This is a genomic window from Mycobacterium toneyamaense (genome assembly GCF_055384815.1).
In genome coordinates this window covers 3,240,567-3,260,618 of record NZ_AP040333.1, presented here as the reverse complement: position 1 = coordinate 3,260,618, position 20,052 = coordinate 3,240,567, and the positions used below count along the sequence as shown (strand labels likewise).

The 20,052-nt window shown below is 64.7% G+C and carries 18 protein-coding genes and 2 pseudogenes; 6 read left to right on the top strand and 14 right to left on the bottom strand.

Features of this window, described 5'->3' with window-relative positions; genetic code table 11:
• Window positions 1-19: 19 nt before the first annotated feature.
• Window positions 20-1,705 (bottom strand): GMC family oxidoreductase, encoded by a 1,686-nt coding sequence (locus ACZ5IQ_RS15710; protein WP_212811418.1) that lies wholly within the window; start codon window positions 1,703-1,705, stop codon window positions 20-22.
• Window positions 1,706-1,983: 278 nt separating this feature from the next.
• Here ACZ5IQ_RS15710 and ACZ5IQ_RS15705 point away from each other — a divergent pair, with 278 nt between their 5' ends.
• Entirely contained in the window at window positions 1,984-3,087 is a 1,104-nt protein-coding gene (locus tag ACZ5IQ_RS15705) for a GGDEF domain-containing protein (RefSeq protein ID WP_212811419.1), read from the top strand.
• A 10-nt stretch (window positions 3,088-3,097) separates the two neighbouring features.
• On the opposite strand, the gene ACZ5IQ_RS15700 is transcribed toward ACZ5IQ_RS15705, so the two are convergent.
• Window positions 3,098-4,162, bottom strand: coding sequence for a cupin domain-containing protein (locus ACZ5IQ_RS15700; RefSeq protein ID WP_212811420.1), 1,065 nt, complete (start codon window positions 4,160-4,162; stop codon window positions 3,098-3,100).
• Window positions 4,163-4,353: 191 nt separating this feature from the next.
• On the opposite strand from ACZ5IQ_RS15700, the gene ACZ5IQ_RS15695 reads away from it, so the two are divergent.
• Both ACZ5IQ_RS15695 and ACZ5IQ_RS15690 read left to right on the top strand, forming a co-directional pair.
• Window positions 4,354-5,832 (top strand): ABC transporter permease subunit, encoded by a 1,479-nt coding sequence (locus ACZ5IQ_RS15695; RefSeq protein WP_135356213.1) that lies wholly within the window; start codon window positions 4,354-4,356, stop codon window positions 5,830-5,832.
• On the top strand, window positions 5,829-6,584 hold the full coding sequence (locus ACZ5IQ_RS15690; RefSeq protein WP_061006497.1) for an amino acid ABC transporter ATP-binding protein: 756 nt from the start codon (window positions 5,829-5,831) through the stop codon (window positions 6,582-6,584). Before ACZ5IQ_RS15695 ends, ACZ5IQ_RS15690 begins: the two co-directional genes overlap by 4 nt.
• A 17-nt stretch (window positions 6,585-6,601) precedes the next feature.
• On the opposite strand, the pseudogene ACZ5IQ_RS15685 reads toward ACZ5IQ_RS15690, so the two are convergent.
• Window positions 6,602-7,412, bottom strand: a pseudogene (locus tag ACZ5IQ_RS15685) (LLM class F420-dependent oxidoreductase).
• A gap of 227 nt (window positions 7,413-7,639) precedes the next feature.
• Between ACZ5IQ_RS15685 and ACZ5IQ_RS15680 the strand changes: the two are divergent.
• Window positions 7,640-8,263 (top strand): type 1 glutamine amidotransferase domain-containing protein, encoded by a 624-nt coding sequence (locus ACZ5IQ_RS15680; RefSeq protein WP_244872542.1) that lies wholly within the window; start codon window positions 7,640-7,642, stop codon window positions 8,261-8,263.
• Between the two features lie 8 nt (window positions 8,264-8,271).
• On the opposite strand, the gene ACZ5IQ_RS15675 is transcribed toward ACZ5IQ_RS15680, so the two are convergent.
• Window positions 8,272-9,303, bottom strand: a complete 1,032-nt coding sequence (locus tag ACZ5IQ_RS15675; protein ID WP_212811421.1) for an aldo/keto reductase — start codon at window positions 9,301-9,303, stop codon at window positions 8,272-8,274.
• 114 nt (window positions 9,304-9,417) lie between these two features.
• The gene (locus ACZ5IQ_RS15670) at window positions 9,418-10,554 is read right to left on the bottom strand and encodes a beta-propeller fold lactonase family protein (RefSeq protein WP_212811422.1); all 1,137 of its coding nucleotides are present in this window, start codon (window positions 10,552-10,554) and stop codon (window positions 9,418-9,420) included.
• A 177-nt stretch (window positions 10,555-10,731) separates the two neighbouring features.
• Here ACZ5IQ_RS15670 and ACZ5IQ_RS15665 point away from each other — a divergent pair, with 177 nt between their 5' ends.
• Together ACZ5IQ_RS15665 and ACZ5IQ_RS15660 are read left to right on the top strand one after the other, a co-directional pair.
• Complete coding sequence (locus ACZ5IQ_RS15665; protein ID WP_212811423.1) at window positions 10,732-11,361, top strand: dihydrofolate reductase family protein; 630 nt, start codon at window positions 10,732-10,734, stop codon at window positions 11,359-11,361.
• Between the two features lies 1 nt (window position 11,362).
• Entirely contained in the window at window positions 11,363-11,575 is a 213-nt protein-coding gene (locus ACZ5IQ_RS15660) for a DUF7489 domain-containing protein (protein ID WP_064859155.1), read from the top strand.
• A gap of 233 nt (window positions 11,576-11,808) precedes the next feature.
• Here the strand turns inward: ACZ5IQ_RS15660 and ACZ5IQ_RS15655 are convergent, their stop codons facing one another.
• The 9 genes and pseudogenes from ACZ5IQ_RS15655 to ACZ5IQ_RS15615 all read right to left on the bottom strand — a co-directional run.
• Window positions 11,809-12,669: an SDR family NAD(P)-dependent oxidoreductase gene (locus ACZ5IQ_RS15655; protein ID WP_212811424.1), complete on the bottom strand. Its 861-nt coding sequence runs from the start codon at window positions 12,667-12,669 to the stop codon at window positions 11,809-11,811.
• Between the two features lie 31 nt (window positions 12,670-12,700).
• Window positions 12,701-13,492: an SDR family NAD(P)-dependent oxidoreductase gene (locus ACZ5IQ_RS15650; protein WP_061010194.1), complete on the bottom strand. Its 792-nt coding sequence runs from the start codon at window positions 13,490-13,492 to the stop codon at window positions 12,701-12,703.
• A gap of 80 nt (window positions 13,493-13,572) precedes the next feature.
• Window positions 13,573-14,151, bottom strand: coding sequence for a TetR/AcrR family transcriptional regulator (locus ACZ5IQ_RS15645; RefSeq protein ID WP_212811425.1), 579 nt, complete (start codon window positions 14,149-14,151; stop codon window positions 13,573-13,575).
• A 35-nt stretch (window positions 14,152-14,186) separates the two neighbouring features.
• The gene (locus tag ACZ5IQ_RS15640; protein WP_212811426.1) at window positions 14,187-14,498 is read right to left on the bottom strand and encodes an NIPSNAP family protein; all 312 of its coding nucleotides are present in this window, start codon (window positions 14,496-14,498) and stop codon (window positions 14,187-14,189) included.
• A 743-nt stretch (window positions 14,499-15,241) separates the two neighbouring features.
• Window positions 15,242-15,793 (bottom strand): DapH/DapD/GlmU-related protein, encoded by a 552-nt coding sequence (locus tag ACZ5IQ_RS15635; protein WP_212811427.1) that lies wholly within the window; start codon window positions 15,791-15,793, stop codon window positions 15,242-15,244.
• Window positions 15,794-15,906: 113 nt separating this feature from the next.
• On the bottom strand, window positions 15,907-16,458 hold the full coding sequence (locus ACZ5IQ_RS15630; protein WP_135356156.1) for a YaeQ family protein: 552 nt from the start codon (window positions 16,456-16,458) through the stop codon (window positions 15,907-15,909).
• Between the two features lie 511 nt (window positions 16,459-16,969).
• A complete protein-coding gene (locus ACZ5IQ_RS15625; RefSeq protein ID WP_212811428.1) occupies window positions 16,970-17,545 on the bottom strand; it encodes a zeta toxin family protein in 576 nt (191 codons plus the stop codon).
• Complete coding sequence (locus tag ACZ5IQ_RS15620) at window positions 17,542-17,943, bottom strand: TA system antitoxin ParD family protein (protein ID WP_212811429.1); 402 nt, start codon at window positions 17,941-17,943, stop codon at window positions 17,542-17,544. Before ACZ5IQ_RS15620 ends, ACZ5IQ_RS15625 begins: the two co-directional genes overlap by 4 nt.
• Window positions 17,944-18,226: 283 nt before the next feature.
• Window positions 18,227-20,047: pseudogene (locus tag ACZ5IQ_RS15615) on the bottom strand (TrlF family ATPase); the annotation flags it as partial.
• Window positions 20,048-20,052: the final 5 nt, after the last annotated feature.

Genomic DNA, 20,052 nt, shown 5'->3' with positions numbered 1-20,052 from the left:
CAACGCTGCCTGCGGTGCTTCACCCCAGGATCGCCCGCGCTGCACGTTCGGCGATCAGCATCACCGGCGCGTTGGTGTTCCCGGACGTGATGGTGGGCATCGCCGACGCATCGACGACGCGCATGCCCGCGACGCGGTACACCCGACACTCGGTATCGAGCACCGTGGCTGCTGACCGCGGAAGACCTTGTGTGTCAAAGGCTCCCATCGCACAGGTGCCCACTGGATGGAAGATGGTCGTGCCCAGCTCGCGGGCTGCCTGCTGCAGGTCGTCGTCACTGGCCACTTGCGGGCCGGGAAGCAGCTCCTCGGGCCGGTAGCGCGCGAGGGCCGGCGCCGCCATGATCTTCCGGGTCATCCGCAGGCCCTTCACCGCGGCTTGGTGGTCGGCTTCGGTCGACAGGTAGTTGCACATGACCTTCGGGTTCGTCAGGGGATCCGCACTGGCGATGCGCACATGACCCCGCGAGGTGGGGCGCAGATTGCACACCGAGGGAGTTATCGCCCCAAACGAGTGCAGCGGGTCACCGAACTTGGGCAGGGACAAGGGCTGCACGTGCCACTCCAGATCCGGACTGGCCAGTGCCGGATCGCTTTTCGCGAAGGCCCCCAACGTCGACGGTGGCATGGTCATCGGTCCGGAGCGCAGCGCCAGGTACTGAAGCCCCATGCCGCCACGAGTGACCAAGTTCCGGTACAGCGTGTTGACCGTCCGGGCGCCCTGGATGCGGTACACCGTGCGCAGCTGCAGATGGTCCTGGAGGTTCTCGCCGACGCCGGGCAGGTCGACGGCCACCGGCACGTGATGCTCGGTGAGCAGCCCGGCCGGACCCAGACCAGAGGCCTGCATGAGTTGCGGTGATCCGATCGCGCCGGCGCTCAGGATCACCTCATGCCGGGCGTGGACATCGACGATCTGGCCGTCTTTGCGCAGCCGCACACCGGTGGCACGGTGTCGGGCGGTGGTCCAGGCGCCGCGACGCTGATGCTCCTGGACGCCGTCGTCCATCAGCAGCTGCACGGCCTGGCTGTCGGTATAGACGGTGAGGTTGGGCCGGTGGGCGATGGGGTGCAGGAACGCGTCGGCCATCGACCAGCGTCGGCCACGCTTCTGGTTGACGTGGAAATACGCGCTGCCGGAGTTGTCGCCCCGGTTGAACTCGTCGATCGGTGCGATGCCCACCTCGGCAGCGGCCGCTTGCCAGGCGTCCAGGATCTTCCAGCGCACCCGTGGCCGCTCGACGCGGATCTCGCCGCCGACGCCGTGCCACTCGTCGGCTCCGCCGAAGTAGTCCTCCAGCTGCTTGTAGATCGCCAGCGTCTCGCCGACGCCGTCGGAGCCACCCCAACGCCAGCGATCGTCGCCGGTCGCCTGCGCCCAGAGGTCGTAATCGCTGGCCTGCCCCCGCATGTGGATCATGGCGTTGATCGACGAGCACCCACCGATGACGCGGCCGCGTGCGTAGTGGATGCTGCGGCCGGCCAGACCCGGGTCGGCCTCGGTGGTGAAACACCAGTCGGTGCGGGGGTTGGCGATGGTGTACAGGTAGCCCACCGGCACCTTGATCCAGAACCAGTTGTCCCTGCCGCCTGCCTCGATCAGCAGCACCCGGTGATCGGGGTTGGCGCTGAGCCGATTGGCGAGCAGACAGCCGGCACTGCCTGCTCCCACGATGACGAAGTCGAATTCGGCAACTGGGCTCATTCCGGAATCGGTCCTCCAGGGCGTCGGATTGGTGTCTCAGTCTGCGTTATCACCATCCGGTCCGTACACATCCCCGCCGCCGAGCCCCACCGCGGTGTCGCGGCGCGCGCCCGGTTGGCTATCTCCGACGCGGCGACATTCCCAGTTTGCACCCCTGGCAAACTGGATGAACATGTGATGCAATCATTCGTCAGCAAATGTGCGTCGGACAGCGATCAGCGGCTGCGAGGGTTTGACGACTGCGGACGTCCAGGTAACCCGTTGGGGGGAGATGCACCATGCGTTGGGTCAAGCAATGGTGGCGTCAGTCCGATCACTACGACTGGCTCATGGGGTACCTGAAGTTTCGTGGGCTGTCAGGCCTCGTTCGCACGATGATCGCCGCCGTGGCCATCATGAGCACCTTCATCCCGATTGCGCTGATGACGGTTCCCGAGGGACCGGTCGGCGTCGTCCCGCGACTGGTCACCCGCGCGGCCACCGTCGGGTTGGTGCTCGCCGACCTCATCTGGGTTGTCGGGCTGCCCAGCCGACGACGGTCGACGATCTTCGCCGCGATGGTCACGGCCTGTATCGCCGCCGTTGCGCTGTCCTGTAGCGACCCGGCCGTCGCCATCCTGGTCTGTACCACGTTCGGGGTATCTGCGGCGTACGTCGCATTCACCCACCGGGCCATCCACGCGGCCTTCAACTTCCAGGTGGCGATGATCGTCGCGACGGTCGAGGCCGTCCGACTGACCACGTCCGGCCGACCCGTCCTCGCGGTGTGCGCAGTGTGGTTGGTTTTCGTTCTCACGGTGACGGTGCCTGCCAGCATTCAGATCGTCGTCCACGCCCTGGGGACCGACCTCATCCGGGCGGACTGTGATCCACTGACATTCCTGCTGAACCGGCGTGGTTTCGGCATCAAAGCCCAGGAGCTGATCCATCGCGACCGGGGCACGTCCGCACATCTCATGGTGACGGTGATCGATCTCGACGGGTTCAAGCTCCTCAACGACAGCCGTGGCCACCTGTTCGGTGACCGTGCGCTGATCGCCGTGGCCGACATCCTCAGGAAGCAGGCCAGCCATGATGCGGTGATCGGCCGCAGCGGTGGTGATGAGTTCCTGATCGCCGACACCACGCACCGACCCCATCAGTCGTCGGCCGCCGAACGCCTGCGTGCGGCGATCGCCGCCACTCCGTATGCCATCACCGCCAGCGTCGGAGTGGCAACGATCGCGCTCTCAGATGTCGACGACTCCGCTGCCGCCACGATCATCGACGACCTGGTGATGTCGGCAGACCTGGAGATGTACGTGGCGAAACGCTTGGGCGGCAACGCATCCAGGCACGCTGACGGTTCGCACGGACAGACCGCCGTACGTCTCGCGGAGTAGCCGCCCTTTCTCAGAGTTGACCGACTCCGTGCGTATCGACGGGGTTCACCCGGGACACCACCAGCGGGTCGGCCGGAGTGAAGGGGAACGTCGGCAGGTCATCGATGTGGGTGTTGAATGCCGCGGCCAGGACCTCACGCGAATAGGCGCTGGCAGAGGCTTTGAAGCCGATGTCGGCGGGGAACGGCTGGTCGAAGAAGATCAGGAAATGCCAGTCGTCGGCGCCGATGTTCTCGATGTGGTGGGGGTAGGCGCGGGGGATGAAATACATGTCTCCGGTGGTGAGGTTCCACGTGTCCAGGGTCCCGTCCGGATTCATGATGGTCATGCGCGCGTCGCCGTGCTGCACGTAGCCCATCTCCGCGGTGACGAGATGCCAATGTGGTTCGCGCATACCGCTTTCGGTGACGCGCAGCGAGTACATCGAGATGTCCTTCAGCGCAGGCCAGAACTGGTCACGGGCGAAGCGTGCGTTCCCGCTGGCGTAGTTGAGACCGGGCGCTTGGGCCTCGATGTCGAACTTGTGCGGGTCGTTGAAGTGAGCAGCGGCAGGGATACTCGGGTCGCCGGTGCGGGCTGCCAGTTTGTGGTCGACGGTGCTACGGCGGATCTTGCTGATGTCGGACGACGGCAGGTCGTACGTATTGCCCAACACGGCGTCGGTGAACGCCCCGAAGGTGGCGCCCAGCCCGAAGTCCTCCGGACGTTCGTTGCGGAAGGCGATGATGAACTCGGCGACGTCGGTACCGATGTTCTCGATGTGGTGCAGCGCACCGGAATCGATGTGGAACATCTGCCCTGCGGTGACGATGAAGTTCGAGAACACACTGTGGTTGTCCAGGACCGACACCAGCGCGGTTCCCGAGACGCAGTAGGTGAGTTCGTTGGCGTTGGCGTGCCAGTGGGGCGTGCGCATGGCCCCCGGATTGAGCAACAGGCGCTTGATCGACAGATTCTTCAGAATCGGCATGGCATCAGCGGTGACCCGGCGCATCGAGCCGTGTTCGGATTCCTCGACGATCTCGCCGTCGAGTAGCGAGACGGTGTGGCTGCTGCGGGCGATGGACGTTGTCATGCGGAGCCTCCTCGTTGGTCAAGCGGATACAGGTCAGTGTTGTCGGCGGGGAGCGTGCCGTCATGGACGGCGGCGGTAATCCGTGGTGGCGGCGAGCGCTACCTCAGGTATTCCTGCTGGCGGTAAGGCTCGTATCACCCGGATTGAGCAGAACCCTTGGTGACCGCCGACCGACTTGCTAACTTCCGGCGGTGCGCTACATACGAGGAGCCGTCCTGCCGGTGTTGCTGCTCGTCGCTCTGATACTGGCGGCGTGCGGATCGCCGAGTAGCAAGGACGGCGAGAATCCGGTCCAGGCGGCGGGCGTGCTGCGCGTCGGCACCGAAGGGGTGTATTCACCGTTCAGCTACCACGACCCGGCCACGAACGAGCTGGTCGGATACGACGTCGACGTCGCCAAGGCCGTCGCCGGCAAGCTCGGTGTGCGTGTCGAGTTCGTCGAGACGCCGTGGGACTCGATCTTCGCCGCGCTGGAGGCCAACCGATTCGACGTCGTCGCCAATGAGGTGACGATCAATCCCGAACGCAAGGCGAAATACGACCTCTCCGAGCCGTATTCGGTGGGGGAGGGCGTGATCGTCACGCGTGCGGACGACAACTCGATCAAGTCGCTCGACAACCTGAAGGGCAAGGTCGCCGCCGAGAACGCCACCAGCAATTGGTCTGAGGTCGCCCGAAAAGCCGGGGCCCGTGTCGAGACCGTGGAGGGCTTCACCCAGGCCATCAAGCTGCTCAACCAGGGGCGCGTCGACGTCGTCGTGAACGACAGCATCGCGGTGTACGCCTACCTCGCCGAGACCGGGGACAAGTCGGTCAAGATCGCCGCCAACACCGGCGAGAAGAGCGAGCAGGGCTTCGCCGCCCGGAAGGACAGCGGGCTGTTACCCGATCTGAACAAGGCGCTCGACGAATTGCGGGCCGACGGCACTCTGGCCCGGATCTCGCAGAAGTACCTCAAGGCCAACGCATCTGGCGGACCCGACACCGACCGGGCGCAGCATGTGGCGCGCTCGACATGGGCGCTGATCGGGGACAGCCTCGTGCCGTTGGCGAAGGCCGCAATCACCAAGACCATCCCGCTGACGGTGATCAGCTTCGTGATCGGTCTGGTGATCGCGTTGGCGGTGGCGCTGGCACGGTTGTCGTCGAACGTGGTTCTTGCCAACGTGGCGCGGTTCTACATCTCGATCATCCGCGGTACTCCACTGCTGGTGCAGCTGTTCATCGTGTTCTTCGCGCTGCCGGAACTGGGTGTGAAGATCGATCCGTTCCCTGCCGCCATCATCGCGTTCTCCCTGAACGTCGGCGGTTACGGGGCGGAGATCATCCGCTCGGCCATCCAGAGCATTCCCAAAGGTCAATGGGAGGCCGCCGAAACCATCGGCTTCAATTATGTTGGCGCGCTTCGGCGCATCATCCTGCCCCAGGCCGCCCGGGTGGCGGTGCCGCCGTTGTCGAACACGTTGATCTCGCTGGTGAAGGACACGTCGCTCGCCTCGACGATCCTGGTCACCGAACTGCTGCGGCAAGCTCAGATCATCGCGGCGCCGACGTTCGAGTTCTTCGCGTTGTACGGCACCGCCGCGGTGTACTACTGGGTCATCTGCCTGGCGCTCTCGTTCGGCCAGGGTCGTATTGAACGCCGGCTGGAAAGGTATGTGGCGCGATGACAGAGAACCGCGTGGTCGCCGAGGGCGTCCACAAAGCCTTCGGCGACAACAAGGTGCTCAAGGGAGTTTCGTTCACCGTCGAGCAGGGCACGGCGACGGCCATCATCGGGCCGTCCGGATCGGGCAAGACGACGCTGCTGCGCACGCTGAACGCCCTCGACCGGGCTGACGCCGGGGTCATTCGGGTGGACGATATCGAAATCGACTTCTCCACGCCCACACCGAAACCCGAGGTGCGCCGGTTCCAGTCCCGGAGCGGCTTCGTGTTTCAGAACCACAATCTGTTCCCACACAAGACGGTCCTGCAGAACGTGACCGAGGGCCCGGTCATCGTGCAGAAGCGGCCCAAAGCGGAAGCAGAGGCCGAAGCCGTCACGCTCCTGGAGCAGGTGGGGCTTGCCGCCAAAAAGGACCAATACCCGTATCAGCTGTCCGGCGGGCAACAGCAGCGCGTCGGCATCGCCCGGGCGCTCGCCTTGAAGCCGAAATTAGTGCTGTTCGACGAGCCGACGTCGGCGCTCGATCCCGAACTCGTCGGCGAAGTGCTCTCGGTGATCAAGGATCTCGCGGTCGAGGGTTGGACCATGGTGATCGTCACCCACGAAATCCAGTTCGCCAGGCAGGTTTCCAATCAGGTGCTGTTCACCGATCAGGGCATCATCCTGGAGCGGGGCACGCCCGACGAGGTGATCGGCAACCCGAAGGAAGAGCGCACGCGGCAGTTCCTGGACCGCATTCTGAATCCGCTGTAGCGCGATTCAGCTCGCGATCACGCACCATCCCGCCATGCGACCACCTCTTTGAGCGAGGTCAGGTCGTAGTTGTTGTCCGCTGTCAGTTCGGTCTGGAACAGCGTGACGCCGGCCTCACGGAAGGCATCGGCAGCTTGGGCGTTCGTCCACAGCGTCGAGCGTTCGATGTCAGAATCCGTTGCGGCCGAATGTCGCTGCCAGCTCGTCGACGCGGTCGCTGGATTTGCGGAACGCCTCGATGTCCTGGAATGCGTGCCAGATGTCGGCGTGCCGGGCGACGGCGGGCAGGGAGCGCTTGGGCCCGGTGCCGCCGATGAGAATCGGAATCTTGCGGACGGGCGGCGGAATCAGGGCGGCGAGCCGGTTCTCGATGCGGATCAGGCTGTCGTCGAACAGGTCGAAGCGCGAACCGAAGGTGCCGAAGTCGTAACCGTAAGTGGTGTAGTCCTTTTCGTACCACCCGGCGCCCAGACCGAGGATGAGGCGACCACCGCTGATGTGGTCGACGGTGCGCGCCATGTCGGCCAGCAGATCCGCGTTGCGGTAGCCGACACCGGTGACGAGGAGCCCGATCTCGGCATGTGAGGTGATCTCGCCCCACGAGGCGAGCGCGGTCCACCCCTCGAAGTTGGCGACGTCGGGCTGATCGTCGAACAGGACGGGCTTGCCGTCGACGATGGCCTTCATCGCCGGGCGATGGAAGTGGTCGTAGCCGAAGATCACGTCGACGCCGAGATCGTCGGCGGCCACGACGGCGTCGCGCCAGGTGGCGTAGTCAGGCGTGCCGCCGGGCTGGATCTGTACAGCGACGCGGACGGGACGAGTCATGGATGCTCCTTGGTCGGGGAAGGGGCGACTCTTGAGCCAAGGTCCCCGCGTGCGGGTTTATTCCGGGTCGGGCGTTTCCAGCCTTGAAGTGGTTGGTGCACCTCGTCTTTGGGGAGGTCGTGGCCGGTCAGGTCCACGCTCATGCGCAGGCGGTTTCGGCCACGGCGTCCTCGGGTACCCAGCCGAGCGGTGCCGCCAGACGCGGCGGCGCAGGCAAGGAGTACACCATGCGCGCTGAGGAAGGCGATGAATCGATCGCTGAACTGGCTGACTACGCCGAGCAGGCCGAACAGAATCTGGACGAGAGTATTGCGCCGCTCGAGGGCAAGAAGGTGGCGATTCTTGCCACCAACGGCGTCGAGCGCCGAGAGCTGCAGGAGCCCCGAGATGCGGTACAGGCCGCGGGTGCCAGCACCGAATTGATCTCGCTGCAAGAAGGCTCCATCGACATGCGCGACAACGACCTGAAACCCGGTGGCACCGAGCCGGTGGAACGCCTGGTAGGTGACATCACGCCGGAGGACTTCGACGCGCTGCTCATTCCGGGCGGCACGGTGAACGCCGACAAACTGCGCGCCGACGACAAAGCGGTCAAGTTCGTCCACGACTTCGTCGAATCCGGCAAGCCGGTCGGCGTCATCTGTCACGGTCCGTGGACGCTGATCGACGCCGGCGTCGCCAAGGGCCGGACGCTGACGTCGTACCCCAGCCTTCGGATCGATCTGCAGAACGCCGGGGCGACAGTTGTCGACCGCGAGGTCGTCATCGACGGGAATCTGATCTCCAGTCGTGGCCCCGATGACCTACCGGCGTTCTCGTCGGCCGTTGTGGAAGCGCTCGCCGGCACCTGACATCAGGCTTACTGAGCGCTGTCGTCCGGCGAAGAGTCTCCGCTGGAACCGATCGCGGACATGTCGGCGTAGCGGGCCCCGGTCACTGCGTTACCCGCATCCCCGAGCGCGCTCACCTGCTCGGCGGTCAATGTGACCGACAGTGAGGCGAGGTTCTCGTCGACCCGTGCGGCGCGGCGCGTGCCCGGAATCGGCACCGCCGCAACGCCCAGGTCATCGGCGCGCTGACGCAGCCATGCCAACGCCACCTGTGCCGGCGTCGCTCCGACCGTGGCGGCGACCGACACCACGGCGTCAACGACCGCCTGATTGGCCTCCAGCGCTGATCCGGCGAAGCGCGGCATCGTGCGCCGGAAGTCGTTCTCGCCCATATCGGCCGCCGACCGCACGGAGCCCGTCAGGAAGCCGCGGCCCAGCGGAGAGAACGGAACAATACCCACGCCGAGCTCGGCAGCGGTGGGGACGATGACGGACTCGATGTCGCGCGTCCAGACCGACCACTCGCTCTGCAGCGCCGCGATCGGATGCACGGCATGGGCAGCCCGCAGTTCGGCCGCGCTGACCTCAGACAGCCCGAGGTGACGCACCTTGCCGGCCGCGACCAATTCGGCCATCGCGCCGACGGTCTCCTCGATCGGCACGGCTGGGTCGCGCCGGTGCAGGTAGTACAGGTCGATCACGTCGGTCTGCAAGCGCTGCAGGCTCTCGTCGATGCACTGACGTACGTAGGCCGCGTCGCCCCGCGGACTGATGCGACCCTGCGCGCGGCCGGCTGGGTTGCCCTGGATGCCGAACTTGGTGGCCAGCGTGACCTCGTCGCGGCGGCCGGCGAGCACACGAGCGATCAGCCGCTCGTTGTCCCCGTCTCCGTAGATGTTGGCGGTGTCGATGAAGGTCACCCCGGCGTCGATGGCGTGGTTCAGCGTCGCCAGTGATTCATCCTCATCGATGGCTCCGCCGTACACCGGTGTCAGCGCCATTCCTCCGAAACCCATTGCACTGGTGGCCAATTGGTCGCCGAGCACGACCGATTCGGGCATGTGTCATCCTCCTCCAGGTTCGATGGGCGTTCTAGGGTGCAACCTGAGGCATCGCGAATCTGTTCCGCGGATCGGCCGGCAACGGCGGGTGACAGCGAGCGAGAACCCCCGTCGCTATCGGCGTCGATTGAGAGTGTTGCGCAGTTGTTTGGCCAAATCCCGGTTCTCGATCGGCTTGCCGAGGTAGGGCGCTATCGCGCGCGCGATTCGCACCACCGCGAGAGGGCGCGGCGGGATCTTGTAGAAGTGGTTGCCGATGATCAGCCATCCGCCACCGTCGCCCGCGACGCCGCCGAGGATGTCGCCGACGAGGTCGGGCACGTCGGGGAAGTGGCGAACGTGGTCGCCGATCACCGACACCGAGTCGTCGCCGAGATTGGTGACATAGATCCGCTCTTCGTCGGGGCTGACCGCCAGAGCCCACGCATCTTCGCCTACCTCGAGCGTTTCGGTGACATCGTTGGTGGCGGCGTTGATCACCTGCAGTGAGCCGGGTCCGGGGTAGCCACGGTTGGTGATGTAGAGCCGGGCACCGTTGGGACTGACCGCAACGCCGATCGGTGAGTTACCGACAGGGATTGTCTCGGCGACGGTGTTCGTCGTCGCGTTGATCACCGAAACCGTTCCGATGGGAGCCGCGTTGGTGACGTAGACACGGGAACTGTTGGGGTTGACGGCGACACCGCTGGGCAAGTCTCCGACCTCAACGGTCTTGATCACCGTGTTGGTGGCGGTGTTGATCACCCACACGGAACCGTCCAGGTTCCAGTTCGTGACGTACGCGCGCGCACCGTTCGGACTGACCGCGACGCTGTGGGGATGTCCGTCGACGGGGATCGTTGCGGTGACCGTGTTGGTAGCCGTGTCGATCACCACGACGTCTCCGGACGTGGCCGGGTTGTGCGCCGCAGCGACATATGCACGGGCGCCGTTGGGAGTTAGCGCGATTCCGCCCGCGAAGTCACCGACGGGAATGTTCGCTGTGATGGTGTTGGTGGCGGTACTGATCACCGAGACCGTGCCGGCGTTCTCGATCGTGACGTAGGCACGTGTGCCGTCGGGGGAGATCGCCACCGAGTCGGGGAGGTCCCCGACGGGAATGGTGGTGGTGACCGTATTGGTCACGGTGCTGATGACCGAGACGGAGTCGCCGCCGCCGTTGAGGACGTAAGCGCGGCCACCATCGGGAGTAAGTGCTACCCGACTCGGGGAGCCGCCGACAGGGATGGTCTTGATGACTTCGAGCGCCATGGCTTGCCTTCCGGTCGAATCGAATTGACCTGACCCAGCGCCAGCCAAGCTACAACAGGGAGATGCGCTCGACACCCGAATGGCAATACTGCCGACGACGATGAGTTATCGGCGCCGCAGCGGTCTCAATGTAGACAAGGGCAATCGCATGAACCGATCGACGGAACGGAACTTGACGTGGCACGAACGAATCTCTCGATGTCGATCTCGGCCGACGGGTATGCCGCCGGGCCCGGTCAGAGCGAAGAGAATCCGCTAGGGGTGGGCGGGCTCGACCTCCATGATTGGCATATCGGTCCCAGCAGAGATCACCCCGTCAACCGGCAGGTGATGTCCGAGATGCTGGACGGCATGGGCGCAACCATCATGGGGCGCAACATGTTCGGACCGATTCGTGGGGAATGGGACGGCTCGGACTGGCAGGGCTGGTGGGGTGACACTCCGCCGTATCACTGCCCGGTCTTCGTGCTCACGCACCACGCCCACGACCCGATCGAGATGAAGGGCGGTACGACATTCCATTTCGTCACCGACGGCATCGAATCCGCGTACGCACAGGCGCAGGCGGCTGCCGGCGGGAAGGACATCTCGATCGCCGGCGGCGCATCGTGTGCACGCCAGGCGATCAAGGCGGGCTTGGTGGACGAGATCGACCTGCAAGTGTCGGCGGTCATCCTCGGTTCGGGGGAGCGCTTGTTCGACGGATTCCGGCCCGGCCTACCGAAGATGGAGCTCGTGCGGGTGCTGCAGGCCCCCGGCGTGGCTCATCTGCGCTACCACGTCACCCGATCACCTGAAGGAAGCTGAGATGTCGACATCGGAGTGGGAAGGCACCGTCGTCAAGAAATCCCGGGCGCTTCTCGACGGGGCGAATCTCTACCGGCGCCTGCGCATTCGGCGCGACGACGGGCAGACGATCACTGTGCGCGTCGACCGTGCGACGTGGAAGGAGCTATCCGTCGGGGACAGGGTGAGCAACACCGCGGGAGGGCGGTTCGTAAAAGACGTAGGTCGGGAGTGAGCGCCGCAGACGCGGTGAGTGTTTACCTGTGGCGGGCCGGGGGTAGCCGGTCGGAGTTCAAGCGTCTTTGCAATCACCACCGCGACGACGGGCGGACCAAGGTCGTCCTCAAACCGCCATGGCCGGCCGACCTCGCCGGACACCATCGAAGGAGGAGCCGGCGAGCACTCCCACCGATCACCCAGCACCTGTACGCAGCGGCTTCTGACTCATTCTGGCACCGACCTGATGCGTTACGCACCAAGCGGATTGAGCTGATCGGCGGTGGCGTCGTCGGCCGCGGTCGAGTTGCTCAGATCCGCGTACCGTTCGTCAGAGGCGAGCAGGTCGCGCCCGGCCGCGGTGGCGTACCGGTAGGCATCTGGGCCGACCAGCAAGCGAGCCGGCGGAGTGTCCATCTCGACGATGTCGAGCAACAGCGCCGCGACCTTTACCGGATCGCTGGCGCCGAGGTTGGCGGATTGGCTCAGCTGCGCCGCGGCTCCCACTGTGTCCCTGTACTCGTCGCGTACCGGGGCGATGCGCATCGACGAGCCCGACCAATCGGTACGCATGCCACCGGGCTCCAGCACCGTCACCTTGATGGCGAGCGGAGCGACCTCCTGTGCGAGGACCCCGGAGTAGCCGGTGACGGCCCACTTGGAGGACTGATAGGCAGCCAGGCCCGGCCGCGCCAAACGTCCACCGACGGAGGATATTTGGACGATATGGCCCGCACGCTGCCTCCGCATGATCGGAAGCACGGCCTGGGTGAGCCTTACGACGCCGAAGAAGTTCGTCTCGACCTGGGCGCGGAAGTCGTCGACGTCAACGTCTTCGACGGCAGCCATGTTGGCGTACCCGGCGTTGTTGACCAAAACGTCGAGGCGACCCCAGCGTTGGATTGCGGTGTCGATGGCACTGCGGACCTGCTCGTCGTCGGTGACGTCGAGCGGGACAACGGCCAGACGCTCAGGTTCACGGGCAGCGAGATCGTCGAGCGCTGATACCGAGCGAACACCCGCGACGACGTGATGCCCGGCTGCCAGCGCCGCTTCGGCGATGGCGCGCCCGAGACCGCGGGAAGCTCCGGAGATGAGGAAGACATGCGACATGACAGTGACCTTTCTTTGGCGACTGGTGGTTTCAGTTGACGTTGCGGATGGTGCCGCCGTCGACGCGGAGATCGGCACCGCTGATGTACGCGGCATGGGAGCTGGCGAGGAAGCAGACCGCGGCGGCGATCTCCTCAGGACGGCCGAGTCGGCCGATGTCGTTGGGGAACCATGTTGTGGCCGCGGCTTTTTCAATGTCTTCCCAGGAGGTTCCCCAGCCGTGCACGGCGCCGGCCTGCAGCACCATGGCCCGTGTGCTGTCGGTGAGGATGGCTCCGGGCGCGACGATGTTGGCGGTGACGCCGGTTCCGGACAACTCTCGGGCGAGCGAGACGGTCAAGTTGTGTCGCGCAGCCAACGTGGCGCTGTAGTGCGGCTGCTGGGCGACCGGTTGAACGGCGAGACCACCGCCGATCTGGATGACCCGGCCCCAGCCCCGTCGGCGCATGCCCGGGACAAGATGGTCGATCATCCGCACGACGGACACGACGTTGGTCTGGTGGATTCTCGCCCACTCGTGGGTGGTGAGTTCCGCCCAGGACGAACCGTCGTAGTCGCCGGCATTGTTGACCAGGATGTCGATCTCGCCCGCGGCATGCGCGACGGCTGCGGCGCCTTCGTCGGTCGAGAGGTCGCCGAGTACGGCGACCGCTTCACCGCCGTTGGCGCCGATCGCGGAAACGACCGCTTGCGTCCGGTCGGCGTCACGTCCGTGTACCACCACGGACGCGCCCTCTGCAGCCAGCATCTCAGCGATCGCGCGACCGAGACCCGCACTCGAACCGGTGACCAATGCGCGCTTGTGCCTCAATCCGAGCTCCACCCGGGTCCTCCTTGTCTACATCTGTATACCTTCGATGTATACGAACGTAGACTTAGGCGGGTTCATTCCTGTTTCGGAGTTCAGACTCGCGAACCGCCGATGAGCGCGGCGATGGCCGGCTCAAGCACCCTTTCGATGTCCGCGGGCTTGCTTTTGCGAAGCGCGCTCGTCCCGACCACGCCGCGCATCATGAGCATTCCGCTGATCAACGCGAGCAGGATCTCGCCGCGCAGATTCTGATCGGGCGAGTCGAGTTGTCGCGCCAGCCGGGCGCCAACGTGGCGTTCGATGGCGTCGCGCACGATCGTCGTGGCGACCGGGCTCGAGGCGGACCTCAGCATGATCATGAACGGTGGTGGCGCATCGTCGCCGGATCCGGTCCTCGCCACCAGGGCCCGGACAGTGTCAGCGACCAGATCGTCAGATCGCTCTCCGATGAAAGTGGGTGTGGCAAATGACGTTTCGACCGCCTCGGCGAACAGCCCTTCCTTCGAGCCGAAGTACCTGTTGACCAGCATGGCGGTCACGCCGGCGTCGTGCGCGATCTGGCGGACTCCCGCGCCGTCGTATCCGGCGCGGGCGAAATTCTCGATCGCCGAGCGCAGGATCGCCTCACGGGTAGCGGCCGCATTGCGCGTAGGCGAAGTGGATGTGGCCATGTGGGTATCTCCTCCCAGCGATGCACCAAGCATCGTTATTGAAGCGGGGAACTCGCGATCGGCTGCAGCGTTTGCGTGTGCGTCGCGACGATGAGCGACGTATCGAAATGCCGGTGGTCCTCGACGAAGTCATCGCTTGCGCGGTAACTCTCGGCGAGGCGGCGGGGATCGCCGCCCGCATAATCGACGAGTGCGATGACGCGAGGCTCACTTGACTCGAGGTCCGTCCAGACGCCGCGCACAGTGATGCCGTACTTGCGCAGCGTGCGAATGTGGCGAGGCCAGAAGTCCGAGACGTAACTCTCCAGCGCGGCGGCGTCAGTCAATGTGTAGGTTCGCAACTCCACGCGGCAAGTCTACAGTCGTAGATTCGGCTGGATGTCGTTCTCGCCGACGGGGTGCGCCGGACGCGGGGGCTCCGCGATCCAAACGACGCGATGCGCTTCTTTCGGCGTCGAGGATTGGAAGTCTCGATCTCGGGGAATAACGCAACGACAGCCGAGAGGGAGGCAAACATCACCATGAGATTGACAGCTGACACGAGCATCCGCCCGCAATCGCGAGCATCGTGGCGTAGGCACTCAGCCTGGATCGGCCTGATCGCCGGCGTCGCGGTACTTCCTCTCGCCACGGGATGCGGCACCGACGAAGGCAGCAAAACGACAACGACCAACTCGACGACTACCACCACGGTGACGACGACGCCGACGACCATGTCACCTACGACTTCGCCCGGCACCGGCACCGCCCCAGGCGGAGCCACGGGTGGTGGTGGCCCTGAAGGTGGCGGCGGTTCGATCCCGGGCGGCCCGACCGGCAGCGGGGGACCCGGTGGCGGGGGCGGCAGCGTGCCCGGTGGACCCACGGGTGGCGGCGGCCCGGGCGGCGGCGGTGGGTCAATTCCGGGCGGCCCGACGGGTGCTGGCGGTCCTGGTGGCGGAGGCGGCAGCATTCCTGGGGGGCCGTCCGGCGGCGGCGGTCCCGGCGGCGGTGGAGGCTGTGTGCCCGGCGTGGGGTGCGTCTCGGTTCCTTGATCCGAGGCGGATGTCAGCGCAGTCCCGGTACGCGAGCAGCGCTCCCGTACCGGGACTTACGCGAGAGCGCGTCGCTGTATGTGACCAGCGCTGCTGACGAGCGAGTTCGGCGGGACATCCGTCGCCACGACCGCGCCGGCGGCCACGACCGACCCTGAGCCGATCGTGACCCCAGGAGCGATGGTCGCGTTGGCCCCGATCCAGACATTTGTCCCGACATCGATCGGGGAGACCGTGATCCCGTCGAATCGGGCCGCCGGTTCGACGGGATGACCGGCGGTACAGAGGGTGACGCCCGGCCCGATCAATGTGCGGTCTCCGATTGTGATGCCGCCGAGGTCATAAAACGAGCAGTTCTGGTTGACGAAAACCCGGTCACCCAGACGCAAGTTGAGGCCGTAGTCGCAATAAAACGGCGGGTAGATCGTCGTGGTTTCCGGCAGCGACCGCCCCAGGATTTCGTTCAGCAATGCGTTGCGGCCATCCACATCCGAGTGCCGCAGCACATTCAGTCGCGACGTCAGGTCCATGACAAGCTGGACCCGTTCCACCACACGGCGCGATTCGTCGGTACCTCTGGGGATCAGCCGCGCGGTGTTCTTCTTCATATCTCGATCCTGGCACCGACCGCAGGCATCTCAGCGAGCGACGCGCCTTGTTGCCGAACTTGGCAACTGACTTCGCCGGCGGGCGGAAAGCGTTGCACGGCAACCGAAATCCTTCACTCCAATGGCTCGGGGGTGAAGGTCACGTCGACTCCGCCAACGGTCATCGTCACCTGACCTTCGATCACCATCACCTGTGCCGAGACCCGTCGATCGACGCTTTGGACCAGTTGCTGCACCGACTCGTGCGGTATCTGCAGCACCGACAGGTTCGCCAGCCCCGCCACTTTGGGACCGACGGTTCGCCACCAGGTGGCCACGCCGGCGGCGAACGGGTAGAGCAGCACCTGGTCGGCCTGGCTGGCCGCCTTACCCAAGACGCGTTCGTCGGGCTGGCCGACGTTGATCCATTCCAGGATCCGGCCGGTGTAGTCGGCGAGCCGCAAGTCCGGTACGCCAGGGGTGGACAGGCCCGGCCCGAACGCCAACTCGCCGTCGACGTCGCTGAGTCGGTGTGCACGAAGCCCAAAAGCCAACAACCGCACGACCATCCGCTCATCGGTCTCACTGGGATGGCGGGCCACCGTCAACGCGTGGTCGGCGTAGTAACCGTGGTCGACATCGGAGACGCCGAGTTCAACTTTGAATACTGTTGCAGAAAGGGCCACGTCATAGTGTCCACCCGGCCGGCACCTGCCTTGCAGTCGGGCCGCCGTCAATTCGAATTGCCATAGGGGAGAAGTGGCGACTCCGCGCTAGCCGACTGGCGGTTGTGAGCCATTCGGCCCGTACGGGCCGTTCTGGCTATTTCCGCCGCCGCCCCCGGAAGCGCCGCTACCACTCTGTTCGGGTGGGGTGGCGATGACGTTGGCGTTTCCTGGCGCCTGGCAAACGGTGGCACTGCCTTCATCCGCACACGGAGCGGACCCGCCATCTGCGTAAGCGACCGGCGCGAGTACTACCGCGGCGGCCGCACCAGCGGCGACGAGCATCGACGTGATCGAGATGTTCGACAACATGAGTTCTCCTGTGGTGGCTGCGCATTCGTTGCCGCAAAGAGCCGAACCAAAATATTCATGCCGCTTCCGGAGCGGTCAGGGCTCTGCGGCTTTCTCCTGTAGTGGCTACCCGTGCCCGCCCGACAACAAACGTGGTGGCGACGGCCCGAGCTGCGCCGAGCTACGGCCAGCGACTACGCAGCTGTTCCGGAGTCCACGACGGCCATCGGGGCGTGTCGACGCTCAGTCCGCCACTCATCTGCGCCACGATCTGCGGTCCACTGGCCGCGGAATTGTCGTAAACCGCTGCGCTGTCGACGCGAACGATCGCTGCAGCCACCAATGTCCACAGCCGGCGATACCGTTCCCGGATCTTCTCCTCGGGCACATCGTGGCCACCGGCGGCAACCCGGTAGCGGACGCGGTGAACGGCCAAGTTCTCCGGGATCAGCACAATGTGCAACACCACGACGTACCCCGCATGACGGGCCGCATCGATCAGCTCCAGCTTGGAGGGGTGCGAGAACACGGTCTCGGCGATGAATGAACGCCCCTGCTCGATCAACGCTTCCCGCGTCGCCGCGGCGATCCGCGCGGCCTCGTAGGCGTGGCCCAAAGCGTCGGTAGGCCAGCGCTGTTTGGCGATCTCATCCGCGTTGACGAACACGCTGCTCGGTAGCAGCGGAGCCAGCGTGAGTTCGACGAACGTCGATTTTCCGGCACCGTTCGAGCCGACGACGAGGTCCAGGCGTTTCACCGACGCAGCGAGTGCACCGCACCAACCACGGACTCGGTGCCGTCCGGGCGATGCTCGACGATCTGGCCGTCCTCATCCAATGCCACCGTGGTGATCCCACGAGAGGCGAGCACGGCACCGTAATCGGTGCGGGCCAGACTCTCCTCGATCGCCGCGGAAACCTCGGCATTGAACACCACGCCTTCTTCGGTGTTGAGAACGGCGATGTCGATCTGACCGGCGAGGGCAGCCTCCACCCTGCGTCGTGAAGCGGTGTGCTGGGTCGATACAGCGCGGCCCACCCGCGCCCAATGGTCGAGTTGCTGCTTGGCGGAGCGACTCTGCCGGGCACCCTCGGCGGCCGCGGCCTCGAACAGGTCAGCGGACACCCGGGTGACCCGATCGGCGACTTCGGACATGACCCACCTCCCGTGTAGCATGTTGCTACCACCGTAGCAGATTGCTACTATACGGCGTCATTTTTCCAGGGCACCGCCGGCAGAAGGGCCAGAGGCGGACAATTGCTCCATGTCCGCTGCGTTCTGGATCGTCGTTGCAGTGCTTGCCGTCGGGACTATCGCCGGCGGGTTGTTGCGGATTCGAACCTGGTTACAGCAGCCAGCCCCGCCCGAAGCGATCGAGGCCGCACACCGTCACGACGACGAAAACGACTAGCAGCGTGAACCGAACACATACGTAGGGCTTTGCGGTCAGCGCGTCAGAGGGCACTGCGAGCGCACCGCCCTCTACCGACAGTGCATTGAAGTCGGTCTCCAGTCGACTAATTGTGGACCGCAACTGAGTCAGGGCATCGCGCGTAGCGGTAAGGAGTGCGTTCGCTTCGACAGACAGGTTTGCAGGTGCTGATGCCGGTAACACAACGTCATCGAGCGACGAGTCCAGCGAAGTAAGCAGACCGGTGAGATGTTCCTGGGTGGCCTCGACATGTTGAAGCCAGGCGGTTTGAGCTGACCGGAGATCGTCGTGTCCGGCTTTCGCGTCAAGGATTTGGCGATCCACTTCAGATATGCCTGCGAGGCCATCGCGGAGCGACTGCGCCTGTTCAGCCAGCGACCGGACACGCAGGTCGCCACGTTCGATCTCGGCAGACAGATCTCGAAAGCGCTGGAGGGTGCCGTAGTTTTCTCGGAGTCGGCCGACCACCTCTTGACGCTTGCGACCGATCTCGTCGAGCTCGCGTTGGATAGGCGACGTGACGAATCTGAGAAGTTCATCGACGCGAATCGAGACGCTGCTCAACTGCTTCTGGCTGTACGCCTGAATCGGCAGAAGACTCTGAATAGCCGCCTCTGTGGCCATTTCGAACTGGGCTTTTCCAACCTTGAGCTGGATCGTCCCATCACTCGCGTGTCGACGAACGACATGTGTGATCCCATTGATCACGCAGTGCACCTCGACGTGGGCGTCGTAAGGCTTGAGAGTTGCCTCCACGAGCTTGCGCTGACGCACGCGCGGATCTGCAACCTCGTCATCCTCAGTTGCCCGGGCAGGTTGGTCGCACAATGCCCAGCGGAGATAATCGAGCACAGTCGATTTGCCCGTCCCACGTCCACCGATCAGGGCGGTGTACTGGGGGTTGAGTGCTACGTCCACTCGACCCATGAACTTGCTGTTAGACACGACGACACGCGCTACCCATACGTTCGGCATTGCCGGTTGTGCGTGAGAAACCCGCGATTCTTGAGCCAGACACGCTTGGCGGATCGCTTCGGCAGTGGGCGTGGCCCACTTCACCCACGTCGTGTGTACACCAAGCGTCGAGAAGTCGGCCCTACGGGAATCCGAGGTCTGAAACAGCGCCACACGCTTGTTGCCCCATGCGCTGACTTCTCCGTCAAGGATCTTCTTTGTTCCGAGGTCTCGATCGAGCAAGGAAATCGGCCCGTCAAGGTATCCGCCGACAGGGATCATCTCCTTATACTTTCCCTGGAACTGTTGTCGCATTAGCGTTCGGTATCCACCAGGAGTTACGTTCGGCAGAATTATGTACCGGCCCTTCAGCCATGCGTTCTTGTCGAGCTTCGCGTGCAGCTGGTTCAGGTCGTCTGAGTCATCGAGGTTCTCAGTCTGTGGCAGCGAGTCCAGATCAGGGTCGATGGGATCGAAGTGCAGAGCCTTCAGAACGTCGCCAAGTCGATCGGCCGGGAAATCTGCGTCGAGGATCAAAATGGCTTGACACGGCACATTCAATGATAATTCAAGCGCCGGAAATACGACTAACCGCTCGGCCTCCGGCACGGCCTTACCGTCGGCGAACTGCTCTCGAGCGGCCGCTCTCTGGATATACGGAAAGTAGGCGAAGTCGTGGTGATCGGAGATTGCGACCGCGTGGAGCCCCTTTTCCCGGGCTGCGGCCACAAAGCTGTCTGCCCATGAGTCTCTATCGACAGGGCGAGGTCCGTCCCATTGCGTGTCACGCGGGGTATGGACCTGGAAATCTGCGCGATAGAAATGGCCCCCGTTGTCGGCTAACTCGATGGCTCTAGTGGATTCATTAGGCATGGCTA

Bases quoted from the DNA above. Each gene is read 5' to 3' on its own strand.
- ACZ5IQ_RS15655 (WP_212811424.1), bottom strand. From the start codon at position 12,669: ATGTCGCATGTCTTCCTCATCTCCGGAGCTTCCCGCGGTCTCGGGCGC.
- ACZ5IQ_RS15675 (WP_212811421.1), bottom strand. From the start codon at position 9,303: ATGCCCGAATCGGTCGTGCTCGGCGACCAATTGGCCACCAGTGCAATG.
- ACZ5IQ_RS15680 (WP_244872542.1), top strand. From the start codon at position 7,640: ATGCGCGCTGAGGAAGGCGATGAATCGATCGCTGAACTGGCTGACTAC.
- ACZ5IQ_RS15700 (WP_212811420.1), bottom strand. From the start codon at position 4,162: ATGACAACGTCCATCGCCCGCAGCAGCCACACCGTCTCGCTACTCGAC.
- ACZ5IQ_RS15620 (WP_212811429.1), bottom strand. From the start codon at position 17,943: ATGTCCGAAGTCGCCGATCGGGTCACCCGGGTGTCCGCTGACCTGTTC.
- ACZ5IQ_RS15705 (WP_212811419.1), top strand. From the start codon at position 1,984: ATGCGTTGGGTCAAGCAATGGTGGCGTCAGTCCGATCACTACGACTGG.
- ACZ5IQ_RS15690 (WP_061006497.1), top strand. From the start codon at position 5,829: ATGACAGAGAACCGCGTGGTCGCCGAGGGCGTCCACAAAGCCTTCGGC.
- ACZ5IQ_RS15710 (WP_212811418.1), bottom strand. From the start codon at position 1,705: ATGAGCCCAGTTGCCGAATTCGACTTCGTCATCGTGGGAGCAGGCAGT.
- ACZ5IQ_RS15670 (WP_212811422.1), bottom strand. From the start codon at position 10,554: ATGGCGCTCGAAGTCATCAAGACCATCCCTGTCGGCGGCTCCCCGAGT.
- ACZ5IQ_RS15635 (WP_212811427.1), bottom strand. From the start codon at position 15,793: ATGAAGAAGAACACCGCGCGGCTGATCCCCAGAGGTACCGACGAATCG.
- ACZ5IQ_RS15645 (WP_212811425.1), bottom strand. From the start codon at position 14,151: ATGGCCACATCCACTTCGCCTACGCGCAATGCGGCCGCTACCCGTGAG.
- ACZ5IQ_RS15660 (WP_064859155.1), top strand. From the start codon at position 11,363: ATGTCGACATCGGAGTGGGAAGGCACCGTCGTCAAGAAATCCCGGGCG.